Here is a 17,187-nt window from a genome sequence, read left to right as displayed (position 1 = left end):
GTTGCTCGACAACCGCGCCATCTACACCCAGACCGATCGCGAGGGCACGCAGTGGTCGTTCAACGGCACCGCCTGGGTGCGCGCCGGCAAGGCCGACACCAGCAACGATGGCATCGACAACCCTACCGCCACGCCCATCGTCGCCAGCTATCAAAATGCCCGCGAACTCAACTACCAGGCCACCAATGCCGCTGCAGCGCTCGCCCTCAAGGATGCGCCCGCACCGCAGGATCCGTATCGGCAGCCGGCCAATGCCACTGACCGTCCCAGCCTGAGCGGCGCCGACTGGCGACGCGACGCAGCGGACGGTCAGTGGCATCGGCTGGTCAAGACCGAAGTCTCCGGCGCCAACGATCGTGGCAGCTACGTGCAGGAAACCGCCTCGCCACAACGCGCAGCCGAGCTGGAGGCGCAAGCGCAGGAGGTCATTGCCCGCAACATCGCCAATAGTCCCGGCGCGATCGCTGCGCGCTACGAGTTGGCCCACCACCGCAGCGGCTGGGCAGCCGATGGCCTGGCCATGTCACCAGCGGTGCAGCAGGCGCTGCCCGATCCGGATGCGTTGACCGCTTCAGACGGGCAACGCTACTACCGCGATATGGAGGGCCGGTGGACCAGCAACGGTGCCCCACCTGATGGCAACCGCGTGCTGGAACTGGAGACCACGCGCGCACTGCTGCAACCCGCACTGGCTGAGCAGGCGCAGGCGATTGCCGCCATCCGGGAAACGCCGCCGTCAGCGCAGGATCTGCAGCGCGAGCAAACGCAGTATCGCTATCGCATCATTGGCACCGAGTTGCAGCCGCAATGGCGCGAAGCGATCGAGCTGGCGACTCAACGCACGCGCGAGGCGGAGGGACTCGTGGGCGATGGCGCGATGCAGTTGCAGCGCGGCCCGGGCGGCCAGTTCGGCGCCGATAGTCCGATTGCGCATCTGCAACGTGGAGCCGATGGCGTGGAGCGCATTGCAGCGGTCACCAGCACCGAGGACATCCGCCGGGCACTGCAGGAGGTGCAGGCGCAGCAGAAGCCAGCCTTGCCGCTACAGCAGTCGGCCTCTGCGCCTCGCACATCAGACGTATCCGCAGATGCGGACACGTCATCTTCCGCTCCCTCCAACCAGCATGCCCTCGACGTGCATGCACAGGGCCGGGCAGCCAGCGCTGCGCAAGAGCGTGAAGAACGGCAGCAGGAGGACCTGCAGGCGCAGGACCAGCAACTGGCACAGGCTCGCGCCCACGCGATGCAGGCACAGGCAGCACACGACGTTCGTGCGCAGGCCGCCCAGGCGCTGCAGGCACACGTCGCGCTGGAACTGCGGCACCAGCAAGTCCAGCGGCTGGAGCAGCAGGAGCAGGACGCCCAACAACACGTGCAGGCCCAGCAACGGGCACAGGCGAGTCAGCAACGCGAGCAAACACAGCGGCAGGCGCACGAGACCGAGCAGCGCGAACAAGCGCAGCAGCAGGCTAAGGAGACGCAGCAGCGCGAGCAGGAAACACGCCAGACCCAGGACGCCCAGCAGAGCGAGCAGGAACGCCTGCAGGCGCAAACGGTGCAACATCACGAGCAACAGCCGCTCCACGCCCAAGCGGCTCCACAACGCGAGCAGGAGCCGGCACAGGAAGCCCTCTCGCGCGAGCCGTCGTCGCTCCGTGCGCAAGACACGTCGCCGCGCCAACCCGATCAGCGGTCTACCCCCGATGACGTCGCCCAACGGCCCCAGGAGCAGCTGTCAGCGCCGACGCAAGCACATACATCCGACGTAGCGCAGCAGCGGCCGCAAAGCCAACAAGCGCAAGAACAGCGCCCGCAGGAAGTCCAGCAGCAGGCAGCGTTGAGCGCGGCGATCGCGCAGGCCGCACCGGCAGGCCAGCAGCAGGTCGCGGACCTGCGCGGCGGCCAACGGCCGATGACGGCGCAAGCCTTGGATGCGCACCAAGAGGCACCTGCGCAGCAGCCCGAGCAGCCGGCGAACGCGTACCTGGCGCAGGCGGCGAACGCGCCGTCGTTCTCTACGCCGGTCACCACAGAACAGCGCGACGATCCACAGGCGCGCACTCCAGCGGCTCAAGCACCGGAAGCACCAGATCCCCCTGCGACGTTGCCAGTGTCCGCACATCTCGCGCAAGCGACCGGGCCATCGCTGGACATGCCGACCGCAGGCCGCTCCGCCGACGCACCCGAGTGCGTGCCCGATGTGCGCGAGCCGCTTTCCGCACCCCTGGCAGATGAGCACCACCGTCCTGCCACCGTGCCCGCCGATCCGGACTCCTGGGAGGCGATCGAGCGCTCCATGCGTGAGCTGCGTATCCAACTCGAACAGGAGCTCGAAATGGAAAACCGCGTCGCCGAAGCGCGGCAGGCACGCGTGGACCGGGGTGAGCGGCCGTTTACCGAGCTGGAATTGCGTGAAGGGTACGATCCCGATGGTCCCTCTGGCCTAAGACACCCACGCGCCCCGCCGGCAGACACGGCGCGACAATCTCTTGCCGCTGGCGAGCAGGAAGATCGGCCGCCGCCCCAGCGCAAGAACATCACCGGCGATCCGGATGTGGACGAGTTGCTGTACGCCATCGACTGCAAGAACGAGCTGGCGATCGAGCAGGCCTTGGAACGGGTCGCCAACAGCCCCTACAGCCAGGCCCTTGCCAAACGGGGCCATGAATTCCTGGATGCGCAGGCCCTGCAGGAGGCCGAAGAGCAGGCGAACACGCGCCAGGCGTTGAACATGGACGTCTCGACAGAGGTGCAGACCAGCCGTGGCCCGGTGATGGTGATGACGCTACCGCAGTTCGCCAGGGGCCCGGCGATGCAAGGACCAGAGGGCGACGGCGGTGGAGGTGGCGACGGAGGCGGTGGCGGAGGCGGTGGCGGAGGTGGCGGTGGATAGCTGGAACGCATGCAGCAAACTGAGTTATCGAGAGAGCACTATGGACATGCACAACACCTCCGCACAGCCCGATGCCAACGGTTCCGAACGCACGCTGAAAGAGTCGACCCAGGCCATGGCGGCGATGATCGGGACGCTGCAGCGGCGGGAGAAAGCATTGGAAGATCTGATCCGGGAGCAGCTGCAGCTTCTGCAGAGCGCGGTCAATCGTGCCGATCAGCGCATCGATCGTGTGGTGGAGAGCGCGCTACCCAGGCTGACGCAACTGAGCAATCAGGCGCTGACACAAACGCTGGAACCGGCGGCTGAGCGATTCAACAAGAAGATGGCAACTGCGGAGCAGACGGTCCAGCAGTCCACCCAGCGTTACGCCCACGCACGGCATTCCCTGGAAACAGCGATAACGCGGCGCATGTGGATCGCATCGATTGCCCTGCTGGTGGCGGGTGTCCTCAGCGTGGTCGTCGCCGGCTACGCGCTCTACAGTACAAAAGCGGCTATCGCGGAAGCCGCCCAACTCAGGGCGGAAATCACCTTTCTGGATCGTGTCGTGCGTGCCAATCTGGTTGCCTGTGGCAAGGACAGGCTATGCGCCGAGATCGACAGGAAAGGGCCACGCTATGGCGATAAAGGTCAGTATCGCGTGGTCGCTGAGCGTCGATGACACTGCGGTAATGCACGATCGAGGAAATGGAGCGATCGACACGTCGTGCGATGTTGGGTCCAGGCTCGATCCCTGGCCATTTCGGGTATTGGGCCTCTCGCCACGCAGTGGCTTGGAGTGTGCTGACGCAGATTCGGCTTGCCCTGCCGGAGATTGGTGCAGCTTCGCGCCACTGCGGTGGATGTGAAATGCGACGCCGTCGGTGACGCTGATGATGTCGTCGATCAGAACCGACTCGTTAAGCGCGATGCCCGCTCATTTCCTGTCCGGCATGCGTGTCGAAGCGCAGATGCCACCAGGTGGCGCTGAGCGAGATCAGGCTGACCACGCAGAAGGCCAGCGAGAAATCGCGTTGTTGCGGCTGGACATGGTCGCCGGCCAGCATCGCCAGCTTGAGGATCATCGCCCCGGCGCAGACGCCCACCGAGAGCATCAATTGCTGCAGGGTGGTGTACAGACTGCTGGCGCGGCTCATGCGCGCTGCCGGCACGTTTTCGTAGGCGATGGTGTTGTAGGCGGCGAACTGGAACGACATGAAGGCGCCGCAGCACAGCAGCAGGCCGAACATCAGCGGCTGCGGCCAATCGGGGCGGAACAGCGCACACACCATGTAGCCCAGGCTGGCCAGCACACCGTTGCCGATCAGGCTGTTGCGGTAGCCGAAGCGGCGCAGCAGCCGTGGGGTGATGCTGCGCATGAGCAGCGCGCCCAGCGCGGTGGCCAGGATCAGGCGGCCGCTGTGCGCGGCGCTCATGCCAAAGCCGATCTGGAACAGCAACGGCAATAGAAACGGATGCGCGCCCTGGGTGATGCGCATCAGCGCGCCGCCGATCACCGATAGCCGGAACGACTCGATCCGCAGCAGGGTCAGATCCAGCAGCGGAGCAGGGTGATGGCGCGCATGCCAGAGATAGCCCAGGGCCGCGCTACCGCCGATGGCCAACAATCCGGCAGCCTTGCCGGCGCCCTGTTCCTGGCTGACCATCTCCAACCCGAACAACAGGCAGCCCAGGGCGACGCCGCACAGCACGAAGCCGCGCAGGTCGAAGCGCGGCGGCGCCGATTCGGCGGGAATCTCCGGGATGAAGCGACGCATCAGGAAGAAGCCGGCCACGCCGATCGGGACGTTGATGTAGAAGATCCAGCGCCAGTCCAGATACGACACGAAAAAGCCGCCCAGCGGCGGGCCGAGCATGGGGCCGATGAAGGCAGGCACCAGCGTCCAGGCCATCGCCGACACGAGGTGGCGGCGTTCGACGGTGCGCAGCAGGATCAGCCGGCCCAAGGGTGCCATCATCGCGCCACCGGCGCCTTGCAGCACGCGCGCGGCGACCAGCGCGGGCAGGCTGTCGGCCAGCGAACACAGGATCGATCCGCCGACGAACACCCAGATCGACGCGCCGAAGACGCGGCGCAGGCCGAAGCGGTCGGCGATCGCGCCGCTGGCCGGGATCAGCACCGCCAATGCCAGCAGATAGCTGGTCATGGCGATGCTCATGGCCGGCGCGGCGACGCCGAACTCGTGCGCCAGGGCAGGTAGCGCGGTCGCCAGTACGGTGGCGTCCATCTGCTCCATGAAGATGGCGCAGGCCAGGATCAACGAAATGATGCGGTAATCGGGATAGGACGGCGGCGCGGTGTCGGTCTCGGGCACGCTGGATGACATCGGATTCTCGGTTGCCGGGCCATCGACGGCGCCGCAGCGGCAGCCGGATCGACCCGCGTCGCACGGTGTTGTGCGGCGCAACATTGGTATTGTCCGCCCGCGTGCCGGGCGGTTCAAGCGCAAGATGGCAACGCTGCGTGCACAGCGTGTCGCAGATGACGGCTTGCGACGTCTTAAGCCTTGGTCGGCCTGCCGAAGAGGAGAATGCTGTGGGGAACGGTCTGCACAAACCCTCGTGCCACCCGTGCGATATCTTCGCGTTGCATCATTGGCCGGTTACGCGCCGTCCTTCCTTCGCTACGTGGATGAGGGCATGCCGGCGGTGGCGGCTCCGTTGCAGTGCGCTGGGTGTTCGAGTGATTGGGCGATGCCAGGTGCGGCACGTCCCCTCATCCGCCCCTTCGGGGCACCTTCTCCCGGCGGGAGAAGGGTGATGGTCCACGCTGCATGGTGGAGCCGATTCCCGCAAAGTGAGAGGCGCGGCCCACGCTCTGCTGGAACCTGTGGCTTCACGGCGGGAGAAGGGTGATGGTCCAGGGCTGCACGGCCTGGCCGTTTTCCGCCGAAGCGAGAGGCGCGGCCTGCCTGCCGCTGGCGGCTGTGCCTTGCAACATAAGCCTGGACGCGACGCGACGCGGGCTCGAAACGGGCGTGAGGAGGAACACAGCCGCCAGCGTCCGCGCCTGGTGGCCGGTCTACCCGCTGTCGCCATGCGCTGGTCTGCGCGCATCAACCGGGCGCCGCACGGCTGTCCCAGGCGTCCTTGATCTGGATGAGCTGCGGCAGCGCCGCATGAAAATGCTGCACCAGGCGCGGTTCCAGCTGCTTGCCGGACATACTGTCGAGCTTGCGTACCGCATCGTCCACCAGCCACGGCGCCTTGTAGGCGCGCCGCCCGCACAGGGCGTCGAACACGTCGGCCACCGCGACGATGCGGGCCGATTCGGGAATGGCGTCGCCGGCCAGACCCTGCGGATACCCGCTGCCGTCCCAGCATTCGTGATGATGCAGCGCGACTTCGGCCGCCAGCTGGAACACCGGCCCGCGCCCGTGACGCAGCAGGTCGTGGCCGGCTTGCGGATGCTGCCGCACCACCGAACGTTCGTATTCGTCCAGCGCGTCGGGTTTGTGCAGGATGTTGGCAGGCACGGCGATCTTGCCGGCGTCATGCAGCGGCGCGGCGTCCTGCAGCAGCTGCGCCCGTTGCGGTGACCAGCCCGCCGCCTCGGCCAGGACGCGCGCATACAGCGCCATGCGCCAGATATGCGCGCCCGTATCCATGTCATGGCCCTGGCCGGCGGTACCCAGCAGATGGATCGCAGCGTGGTACTGCTCGGCCAGGCGCAGGCTTTCGGCCAGCTTCAACTGGGTGCCGATACGTGCCTTGAGCAGGGCCGGCGAGTAGGGTTTGCTGACGTAATCGGCCGCGCCCGCGTCCAGGCCGGCCTGCTCGTCGCGCATGCCGCTACGCGAGGTCACGAACAGGATGGGGATCGCACTGCTTGCAGGATCCCGCTTGAGCGCGCGCGCCACCGCGTAGCCGTCCATGTCGGGCAATTCGACATCCAGCAGGATCAGTGCCGGCGCATGGCGGCCGACCGCCTCCAGCGCTTCACCGCCGGACTTGGCGAACACCAGCGCAAACTCGTCACGCAGCAGCTGGCGCAGGGTGGCCAGGTTGCTGGATTCGTCGTCGACGCAAAGCAGGGGGCGGGACGGCATGCGTATTTCCTTACCGATGGCTTGGGAAGGTGGCCTTCATGATGGGTGGGTGGTCTGCCACTGGCGCAGCATGGTTTCGGCGCCACGGAAGTCGAAATCCTCCACCGCGCGCTGCAATTCCTGGCGCAAGCCGTCGGGCAGACGCGGTGCGCAGATCAAGAGCGCGTGGTCGATCTTGTCGGCGTCGTCGCTGGCGAAGGCCGCTTCCAGGATCTGCACGCTGTCGGCGTCGATCGCGCCTCCGGCGGCATCGCCGATCGCCTCCACCGCGTCGTGCTGCACGAAGGCGTGGATCGCATCGGCGGTGCGCTGCATGATGTCCTTGAGCGTCACCATCGCGGCAGTGAGGTCGTGGCCGTCCTCGACGCAGCTCTCCAGCTCGCCTGCCGCGCCGGCCAGCGCCGGCAGCGCCAGCGACCCGGCTGCACCGCGCAACTTGTGCGCCATCGCGCCGATGGCCGGCAGATCGTTGCGCTGCAGATGCTCGGCAGCGGTGGCGGCCGGGTCGGGGTTTTCGCGCAGCAGCTTGAGCAGGTAGCGCACATAGGGCTCGCGTTCGCGCCACAGGCTGCGCGCGCGCGCGGCGTCCAGCAATTCCGGATCGCTGTGCTGCCATTCCGGGCCTTCGCCGCCATCGGCCTCGTGCGGCAGCGAGGGGATGCGGCGCATGTTCGGGTGCATGAAGTGACGGATCGCGGTGACCAGTTCCTCCACGTTGAACGGTTTGGCAATGAAACCGTTCATGCCGGCTTCCAGGGCTTTTTCCTGCTGGGGGCGAAACGCGCCGGCAGTCAGGGCGATCACCGGCAGGCTGGCCAGGGCAGGGATCTGGCGCAGCCTGCGGGTGGCTTCGTAACCATCCACCACCGGCATCTGCACGTCCATCAACACAAGTTGAAACAACTCCGGCGCGCGCTGCAGCACGTTCACCGCCTGCTCGCCGTCGTGGGCGACGGTCACCATCGCGCCTTCGCCTTCGAGGATGCGTTGCGCCACCTCGCAATTGATTTCGCTGTCGTCCACCAGCAGCAGGTTCGCTCCTTCCAGCCGTCGCGACACGAAGGTCGGCGCTGCCGGGCGTGCGTCCAGGCGCGCGTCGGCCAGCTGTTGCACCAGGCGGTGCAGCGCGGCGCTGGTCACCGGCTTGGTCATCACCGCATCCAGGTCCTGCTGCTCGGGATGCTGCTCCAGCAGGCGGCGTTCGTAGGCGGTGACCATCACGATCACCGGATGCGGCCCGGGGGCCGCGCGTGCGCGGATCTGGCGGGCGATCGCCACGCCGTCGATGTCGGGCATGCGCCAGTCGAGCAGGAAGATGTCGTAGGGCTTCCCGGCCTGTTCGATCGCGGCCAGTGCGGCCTGCCCGCTGGTCACCGCATCCACCTGCCAGCCGAGATCGGTGGCGATACGCACCAGGTTGTTCAGCGCCGCGTCGTGGTCGTCGGCAATCAATACCCGCGGCATCGCTTCGGGCGGCAGTGCAGGGAGCTCGGTCTGTGTGGCTGGCGGCTCGGCCTTCTCCAGCGTCACCACGAAGTAGAACTCGCTGCCGCGGCCGGGCACGCTTTCCACCTCCAGCTCGCCGCCCATCAGCTCGATGAGCCGGCGGCTGATGGTCAGGCCCAGGCCGCTGCCGCCGTAGCGCCGGCTGGTCGAGGTATCAGCTTGCAGGAACGGCGAGAAGATCAGGCTCTGCTTTTCCTTGGAAATGCCGATGCCGGAATCGCGCACCGAGAACAGCAGCTTGACCCTGTTCGGATCGCCGCTGGGAAAGCGCCGTACCGACAGCACCACCTCGCCCTGTTCGGTGAACTTGATCGCGTTGCCGACCAGGTTGACCAGCACCTGGTTGATGCGCAGCGCATCACCCAACAGCCAGCGACTGTCGCGCGGCAGCGGCTCGACGATCATCTCCACCGGCTTGGCGCTGAGCGAGGAGCGCATCAGGTCGGCGATATTGTCGAACAGTTGATTGAGATCGAATGGCGCGCGTTCCAGATCGATACGCCCGGCCTCGATCTTGGAGAAGTCCAGGATGTCGTTGATGATCTCCAGCAGGTTGCGCGCGGAGCGGTCGATTTTGGCCACCATGTCCTGGGCCGCGCCGCCCAGCTCGCTGCGCTGGAGCAGGTAGAGCATGCCCAGGATGGCGTTCATCGGGGTCCGGATCTCGTGGCTCATGTTGGCCAGGAAGTCGGACTTGGACTGGTTGGCGCTCTTGGCCGCGTCCATCGCCAGCCGCAGTTGTTTTTCGTGCAGCTTCTGCTCGGTGAGATCGACCGCCACGCCCAGATAGCCAATCACCTGGTCGTTGTCGTCGCGCAGCGTGCTCAGCGTCAGCAACACCGGCAGGCGGCGACCATCATGGCTGACGTAGGTCCATTCGCTGGTGTCGCTGCGGCCCAGGCTGGTCAACGCCGCCACCGCCTCCAGTGCAGGCGCCACCGGGACGCCGGTCTGTTCGGACAGCCGCTGTGCGCGTTCCTGCAGTTGGTCGTGCTCGACGAACTGGCTGGCCTTGCGCCGACCGATGACATCGTCGGCGTTGTAACCCAGCAGTTTCTCGGCGGCGGGATTGAACAGCGTCACGAACCCAGCCGAGTCGGTGGCGATGATGGCGTAGCCGGCATGTGCCAGGATCGCGCGCTGCAGCACCGAGAACTTCACCAGCTCGCTGGTGCGCTCGGCCACCTGGTGCTCGAGCGAGGCATTGAGGTCGACGATGCGCTGATGCGAGCGGACCCGTTCGGAGATGTCGCGGAAGAAATGCGAATGGCCGCTGAGCGTTTCGTCGGCTTCGATGATCGGCGCCTTGCTGGCCAGCACATGGACCTGGTGGCCATCGCGGTGACGCATGCTCAGCGCTGCAGAGGCGTTGGCTGCGGGCGCCTGCTCGGAATGGTCGATCTCCGGCATCGCATAGGGTTGTGGCGACAGCAGCGAGTTCAGGTTCTGGCCGACTGCTTCCGATGCCGGGTAACCGAACATCGCTTCGGCAGCCGGGTTCCAGTGGGTGATGCGCCCATCCGGGGTCTCGGCCACGATCGCTTCGCTGGAATGACTCACCAGAGCGGCCAGTTCCATCTGCTTGCGCAACACTTCCTCGCGACGCAGGCCGTTGCTGAAATACAGGCTCAACAACGCCGCCAGCAGTGCCGCCGTGCCCATCACCAGGCCGCCGATCAGCCAGGGAGAGGTCTGGTTGAGCGAGGCGACGAAGCTGTCGGTGGGATGGGCGGTGATGATCCAGGTGCGGCCATAGATGGGCAGCGACTGCACGACCGGGCGGCGGCGGGCGCTGTCGTGGGCGGCGATGCCGCTGCGGTAGAACGTATGGGTGGGCTCGTCGCGATCGGACAGGTCCAGCGCCACGTCGTTACGTTCGCCCAGCGCGCTCTGCACCATCTGTTCGACGCTGAAAGGCGCATATACCCAGCCGCTGGTCGCTGCCATGCGTTGTTGCGGGGTCTGCAACGGCATGCCCTCGCGATACACCGCCAGCAGCACCAGGAAACCGCTCTCGTTGGGAATGCGGTAGCCGGACAACGACACTGGCGAGGTCATGATGGGCTCGCCACTGCGTGCAGCCTGCAGGGCGGCGGCGCGGCGCCGCGGTTCGGAGGCGATGTCCAGGCCGATGGGACGGTTGCCCGAGGATTCCGGCTCGAAATACAGCACCAGGTAGCGTTCGCCGTCCCACGGCGCCAAGGCGCGGCGATGGATATCCGGTGCGCCATCGGCGCGTGCGGTCTGCAGAAACCGCTCCTCGTCGGCGGGTGCGACCCGATGGATGTAGCCATAGCCCAGGACGCCGGGAAACTCGCGCGCATAGTCGCGCGAACGGCTGTACAGGGTGAAGCGTTCCCGACTGATCACGTCGCTGCCTGCGCCGATCACCGCGCCGCGCGCCCCACGCAGGCCGTGTTCGAAGGTGTACATGCGTTCGCCGATGTTGCGCGCCAGTGCGCGCACCACGTACTGGAAGCGCTGTTCGCGCTCCAGTTCGTTGTGCCGTTGCAACCAGACGCCGGCAAGAACGGCGGCGAGCAGGCCGGCTGCGAGAATCAGCGCAGCACACAGAAACGCCCGGCGCCCGTATTTCCTGCGCAGATTCCAGCGGCCATTCGGCATGTTCGTTCCTTCGCCTTGCCTGTTGCGTGCCCGGTATGTGGCCGGCGCCGACGCCGACCGTGTATGCCGCGAGTGTCGATGCGATTGCGTGCGTAGCCCCTGCCTGCGCGCCTGTCGGTGGGCGATCGATCTGGTGTCAGCGCATCAGAACGAGAGCCAGATCGACAACGCGTGAAGGATGAGGCCGATCAATCCACCGACCAACGTTCCGTTGAAGCGAATGTATTGCAGATCGCGTCCAACACCCAATTCCAATTGTTCGACGAGGTGACGTTCGTCCCAACTTTTCATCGTCGAAGCGATATGGTCGGTCACTGACGTGCGCAACCGTGAGGTGAGTTTGTCGGCGGCCTGCAGCATGTGCTGGTTGAGTGCTTCGCGCAGCGACGGGTCCTGCGCCAGTGCCTGGCCGAGCGATTGCATCGAGCGCTCGATGTGCGCGGCCACCGACGACTCTTCGCGTGCCAGGTCGTTGCGCAGCGCGTCGCGGATCTCGCCCCACAGCCCTTGCACGTAGTCCTGCAGGGCAGGATGCTCGATCATCCGCTGCTTGAGCGCTTCGACCCGGGCGGCCATCTCCGGCTCGTCGCGCAGGCGTCCGATGTAACCCTGCAACCAGGTTTCATAGTCGCGCCTGATCGGATGCTCGGGCGTGGTGAGGATGTCCTGCAGTTCTTCGATTGCCGCGCGCGCCATGCGGTCGGCCAGGGAGTCGCCGATTTCTTCGATCGGCTTGACCCAATTGACCGTGCCCACCAGTTTGGGCCACTCGCGACGCGCGTAGCGCACGATCAGCGCCGATGCGCGCGTCTTGACCTGTTCCTGGCCCAGCCAGTCGCCCAGGCGCAGCAGCACCTCGTCGAGCAGTTTCTGGTGGCGTCCGTCGGTGGTGAGCAGGGCCATCACGTCGCCGACGGTGGCGGCCGCGTTCCACTTGCGCAGCCGGTCCACCACGAAGCGCTGGATCGCGCGCCGCACGGCGGCCTCATCCAGCAGTTCCATCGCCTGCAACATCCAGCCGCGTGCCATCTGCGCGAGCATGCGCGCCTGCTCGGGCTTGGCCAGCCACTCGCCGAGGCGGCTGGCGGGATCGAACACGCGCAGTTTTTCCATCAGCGCATCCGGGGCGAGGAACTGGTCGCGCACGAACACCGCCAGCCCGTCGGCCAGGCGCTCCTTGCCGCGTGGCAGGATGGCGGTATGCGGAATCGGCAAGCCCATCGGGTGGCGAAACAGGGCCACCACCGCGAACCAGTCGGCCAGCGCGCCGACCGTGGCCGCTTCGCAGAAGGCCGATACCCAGGCCCAGATGCCTTGTTCGCCCATCAGGTGGCTGATCACGAAGCCGGCGAACATGGCCAGCAACAGCGCTGCAGCGAGCAGCTTCATGCGCTGCAACTGGGCGCGGCGGGGATCGACGGGGCGGGGCGTGCTGAGGCTTGGGTCCATCCCCGAAGTGTACCCAGTCGCTGGAGCAGGGCATGTCCACGGCCGGGCGTAATGGCCCGGTAGGAGCGCGCCCGAGCGCGATGGGGTCACCGGGAAAGCCGCGTCGCGCCCGGGTGCGCTTCTACGGGTGATGCACCGTCTGGCACTCAGCCGCGCAGACGTTCCAGCTGCGATTGCAACGCGGCGACCTTGGACTGCAAGGCGGCATTCTCGTTTTCCAGCTCGTTGACGCGGCGCTGCAAGGCCTTGAGGTCGCGGCGCTCGGCTTCGCCACCTTCGGCGTCGTCGGGCTTGGGCTTGCGCTTGGCGTCGCGCACGCGCTTGGCCGCCTGCTTGAGTTCGGCCTTGCCGGCCTGCGCCGCAGCGCGCTGCTCGTCCTCGGACAGGGTGGCCACCGCGGCGGCAGCGCTGATCGAGATCTCGCCGGCCTTCACTGCCTGTACCACCTCGGGCGCGGCCTGCTTGTGGATGCGTTCGATCATCACCACCTGGTTGCTGCTCAGCCGCGCCTCGCGGGCCAGCTCGGCACGGCTGACCGGGGTGGAGGTCTCTTCCCACGGCGGGCTGTCGGTGTCCTCGATCGCCTGCACCGTGCCGCTGTCGCGCACGGCGGGTTCGTCGCTGCCGTCGGGCGCAGCGGTGGCGGCCAGGCCAGGCGCTGCGGCGGCGGCATCGGCCTCCCGCTGGGGACGTTGACGTGCGGCCAGGATCTCGCGCTTGCGCAGCGCCAGCACGCCGCGCTGGAAGTCGGACACGCTGCGCCGGCCCAGGTGCTGCTCGATCATCCACAGGTGCACGTCCTGCATCGACTGGAAGCGCGGGTTCTGCACGGTCTGGAACGGCAGTCCGTGCTTCTGGCAGATGCCGTAGCGGTTGTGGCCGTCCACCAGCACATCGCCCCATAGCACCAGTGCGTCGCGGCAGCCTTCGGCCAGCAGGCTGCGCTCCAGCGCCTCGTGCTCGTCGGGGGTCAGCGGGTCGATATAGGCCTTGAGTTCTTCTTTGACAACGATGTGCATGCGGCAACTGCGGGGGAGTACGGGGCCGGCATTGTAGTGAGCCTGCTCAGGCTTTGCGCGCTTGACGCGGCATCCGTACGCATGACACGCATAGGCCTGGTGCGTGGCCTGCCATTGGTTGGCGCAGCCTCGCGCGCAGGCTTCGGGCGGGCCGGGCAGGGCGATCGCACGCGGCCGATCGGCACGATCGCCCGATCGCAGCCGGTGCTTGCGCAGGCGCGGCGCCGTCAGCGGATGGCGGGCTCAGTCCAGCGTGCGCAGGATCGTGGCCAGGATCTGGACCATCTGCCCGATCTGTTCGGGCGTGACGATCAGCGGCGGCGACAGCGCGATGACATCGCCGGTGACCCGCACCAGCAGGCCGCCCTCGTGGAAGCAGCGCTCGAACGCGGCGTAGCCGCGCGCGCCGGGCGCATCGGCGCGCGGCGCCAGCTCGATCGCGCCGATCAGGCCGATGTTGCGGATGTCGATCACATGCGGCAGCCCGCGCAGGCCGTGCAGCGCCTGTTCCCACTGCGGGCCCAGCGTGATCGCGCGCTGGAACAGGCCTTCTTCGGCATAGGTGTCCAGCGTGGCCAGTGCCGCCGCGCAGGCCAGCGGGTGGCCGGAATAGGTATAGCCATGGAACAGCTCGATCGCCGCCTCCGTCCCGTGCATGAAGGCGTCGTGGATGGCGTCGCTCACCAGCACCGCGCCCATCGGCACGGTGCCGCTGGTCAGTCCCTTGGCGGCGGTGATGAGGTCCGGGGTGACGCCGAAGCGCTGCGCCGCGAACGCCTCGCCGACCCGACCGAAGCCGGTGATCACTTCGTCGAACACCAGCACGATGCCATGGCGGTCGCAGATCGCGCGCAGCCGCTGCAGATAACCTTCCGGCGGCAGGATCACCCCGGCCGAACCGGACACCGGTTCGACGAACACCGCGGCAATGGTGGAGGCGTCGTGCAGTGCGATCAGCCGTTCCAGATCGTCGGCCAGTTCCGCGCCATGTGCCGGCAGCCCACGCGCGTAGGCATTGCGCGACAGATCCAGGGTGTGGCGCAGGTGATCGCTGCCGGCCAGCAGCGGGCCGAACCATTTGCGATTGTTGGGCAGCCCGCCGATCGACAGGCCGCCGAAGCCCACCCCGTGGTAGGCCTTCTCGCGGCCGATGAAGCGGGTGCGCTGGCCCTCGCCGCGCAGCCGGTGATAGGCCAGCACGATCTTCATCGCGCTATCCACCGCCTCCGAACCGGAATTGGTGAAGAACACGTGCCCCAGCCCCGGCGGGGCGATCGCCGCCAGGCGCTGGGCCAGCACGAACGGCAGCGGTGAGCCCATCTGGAAGGTGGGCGCAAAATCCAGCGTGCCGGCCTGCTCGCGGATCGCCGCCACGATGCGCTCGCGGCCATGCCCGGCATTGCAGCACCACAGCCCGGCAGTGCCGTCCAGGATCTGGCGTCCTTCGACGTCGCGGTAGTACATGCCATGCGCCGAGGCCAGCAGGCGAGGGCGCGCCTTGAACTGCCGGTTGGCGGTGAACGGCATCCAGAACGCGTCCAGCTGCTCCGGTCTGTGCAGCGCATGCGCGGGGGCGTGCGAAGGACGGTCGTGCATCGCGGGCTCCGGGACGGGGATGACCGACTCTACGCAGCTGGCGCTGTCTGCGTCACCCCGGGTCGCGCACGGGTGTGGCGCCGCACCGCGTCAGAAGGCAGGTGCACCCGCCCGGCCTAATCGATAAGGACTAGTCAATTAGTCGCAGTGCCGGCCGCTAATCTCAAGGAAGGCTTGCGTGGCGCGGGCGTGGCGGCGCGATGGAACGCTGCGGGGCGAGACGGAGCATTGCAAAGATGCCGGGATCGCCGATGATGCGCCAGACCGATGCCTGTCGGGTCTGATTGCCGTCGCCGGCCGTCGCGTCTTGCCAATCCAGCGCAGCCGTCAATCGTATTCATCGCACTTCTATCTTGGGGAAATGGGAATGACGCAAGGGTCCACCGTGGCGACAGCCAGCGGCACCGATGCCGGTCTGCTGTCCAAGGAGCGCATCGTTGCGCGTCCAGGGTTCAATCGTTGGTTGGTACCGCCGGCGGCGTTGGCGATCCATCTGTGCATCGGCATGGCGTATGGCTTCAGCGTGTTCTGGTTGCCGTTGTCCAAGGCGCTGGGCATTACCGAGTCGATCGCGTGCCCGGCCGACATGGGGCTGTTCGCCCGCATGGTGGCCACCACCTGCGACTGGAAGATCAGCGAACTGCAGTGGATGTACACGCTGTTCTTCGTGTTGCTGGGCTGTTCGGCGGCGATCTGGGGCGGTTGGCTGGAGCGCGCCGGCCCGCGCAAGGCGGGCGTGGTCTCGGCGCTGTGCTGGTGCGGCGGCCTGGTGATTTCGGCGGTGGGCATCCACTTCCACCAGATCTGGATGCTGTGGCTGGGCTCGGGCGTGATTGGCGGTATCGGTCTGGGCCTGGGCTACATCTCGCCGGTCTCGACCCTGATCAAGTGGTTCCCGGACCGCCGCGGCATGGCGACCGGCATGGCGATCATGGGCTTCGGCGGCGGCGCGATGATCGGCAGCCCGCTGGCCGATGCGCTGATGCGCCATTTCGCCACCCCCACCTCGGTGGGCGTGATGGAAACCTTCCTGGTCATGGCCGCGCTGTATTTCGTCTTCATGATGGCCGGTGCCTTCGGCTACCGCGTGCCGCCGAGCGGCTGGACCCCGGCCGGCTGGACCGCCCCGGTGGCCAGCACCAATACGATGATCACCTCCAACCACGTGCACGTGAAGAAGGTCTGGGGCATCCCGCAGTTCTGGCTGCTGTGGGGCGTGCTGTGCCTGAACGTGTCGGCGGGCATCGGCGTGATCGGCATGTCCTCGCCGATGCTGCAGGAAGTGTTCGGCGGCCGGCTGATCGGCGTGGATGCCGGCTTCGGCAGCCTGGATCCGACCCAGCTGGCCAGCATCGCCGCCATCGCGGCCGGGTTCACCGGCCTGCTGAGCCTGTTCAACATCGGCGGCCGCTTCTTCTGGGCCAGCATGTCCGACAAGCTCGGCCGCAAGAACACCTACACGGTGTTCTTCCTGCTCGGCATCTGCCTGTACGCGGCGGCGCCGTCTGCCGGTGGGGTGGGCGGCATCGCGCTGTTCGTGGGCATCTTCTGCATCATCCTGTCGATGTACGGCGGCGGCTTCGCCACCATTCCCGCGTATCTGGCCGACCTGTTCGGCACCCAGATGGTGGGTGCCATCCACGGCCGCCTGCTGACCGCCTGGGCCACCGCGGGCATCCTCGGCCCGGTGGTGGTGGGCTATATGCGCGAGTACCAGCTGGCGCACGGCAGCCCGCCGTCACAGGTCTACAACACCACCATGTACATCCTGGCCGGAATGCTCGTACTCGGCCTGATCTGCAACCTGCTGGTGCGCCCGGTGGCCGCGCGTCATTTCATGACGCCCGACGAACTGGCGCGTGAAAAGCAGCTGGCGCACGAAAAGGTCGACCGCAGCGGGCATGCAGTGCTGCCGCCGGAGCAGATGGCGCGCATCGGTCATGGCGGCAACCCCGCGCTGGTGGCGTTCGCCTGGTTGGCGGTCGGTATCCCGATGCTGTTCGGCATCTGGGTGACGCTGCAGAAAGCCTTCGTGCTGTTCCATTGA

General features: G+C 67.0%; 9 protein-coding genes. 3 read left to right on the top strand and 6 right to left on the bottom strand.

The features are described from left to right. Together LL962_RS09055 and LL962_RS09050 are read left to right on the top strand one after the other, a co-directional pair. Positions 1-2,893: hypothetical protein (locus LL962_RS09055; RefSeq protein WP_228316660.1), on the top strand; the 2,893-nt coding region annotated here is incomplete at its 5' end. A 40-nt stretch (positions 2,894-2,933) separates the two neighbouring features. Continuing rightward, entirely contained in the window at positions 2,934-3,557 is a 624-nt protein-coding gene (locus LL962_RS09050) for a hypothetical protein (RefSeq protein ID WP_228316659.1), read from the top strand. Between the two features lie 238 nt (positions 3,558-3,795). Here LL962_RS09050 and LL962_RS09045 read toward each other — a convergent pair whose 3' ends face one another. The 6 genes from LL962_RS09045 to LL962_RS09020 all read right to left on the bottom strand — a co-directional run bounded on the left by LL962_RS09045 (position 3,796) and on the right by LL962_RS09020 (position 15,140). After that, positions 3,796-5,223, bottom strand: coding sequence for an MFS transporter (locus tag LL962_RS09045; RefSeq protein ID WP_228316657.1), 1,428 nt, complete (start codon positions 5,221-5,223; stop codon positions 3,796-3,798). Positions 5,224-5,952: 729 nt separating this feature from the next. Continuing rightward, positions 5,953-6,945, bottom strand: a complete 993-nt coding sequence (locus tag LL962_RS09040) for an HD-GYP domain-containing protein (RefSeq protein ID WP_228316656.1) — start codon at positions 6,943-6,945, stop codon at positions 5,953-5,955. A gap of 36 nt (positions 6,946-6,981) precedes the next feature. Continuing rightward, complete coding sequence (locus LL962_RS09035; RefSeq protein WP_228316655.1) at positions 6,982-11,076, bottom strand: CHASE domain-containing hybrid sensor histidine kinase/response regulator; 4,095 nt, start codon at positions 11,074-11,076, stop codon at positions 6,982-6,984. 144 nt (positions 11,077-11,220) lie between these two features. Beyond that, positions 11,221-12,525 carry a DUF445 domain-containing protein gene (locus LL962_RS09030; protein WP_228316654.1) on the bottom strand — a complete coding sequence of 435 codons (1,305 nt, stop codon included), beginning with the start codon at positions 12,523-12,525 and terminating at the stop codon, positions 11,221-11,223. Positions 12,526-12,671: 146 nt separating this feature from the next. Beyond that, on the bottom strand, positions 12,672-13,544 hold the full coding sequence (locus LL962_RS09025; RefSeq protein WP_228316653.1) for a plasmid replication/partition related protein: 873 nt from the start codon (positions 13,542-13,544) through the stop codon (positions 12,672-12,674). Between the two features lie 243 nt (positions 13,545-13,787). Beyond that, the gene (locus tag LL962_RS09020) at positions 13,788-15,140 is read right to left on the bottom strand and encodes an aspartate aminotransferase family protein (protein ID WP_228316652.1); all 1,353 of its coding nucleotides are present in this window, start codon (positions 15,138-15,140) and stop codon (positions 13,788-13,790) included. Between the two features lie 367 nt (positions 15,141-15,507). Here LL962_RS09020 and LL962_RS09015 point away from each other — a divergent pair, with 367 nt between their 5' ends. Then, complete coding sequence (locus LL962_RS09015; RefSeq protein WP_104586872.1) at positions 15,508-17,187, top strand: OFA family MFS transporter; 1,680 nt, start codon at positions 15,508-15,510, stop codon at positions 17,185-17,187.

This window comes from Xanthomonas sp. NCPPB 1067 (assembly GCF_020783795.1).
GTDB classification, from domain to species: domain Bacteria; phylum Pseudomonadota; class Gammaproteobacteria; order Xanthomonadales; family Xanthomonadaceae; genus Xanthomonas; species Xanthomonas melonis.
This window is presented reverse-complemented; position numbering and strand designations above follow the sequence as displayed.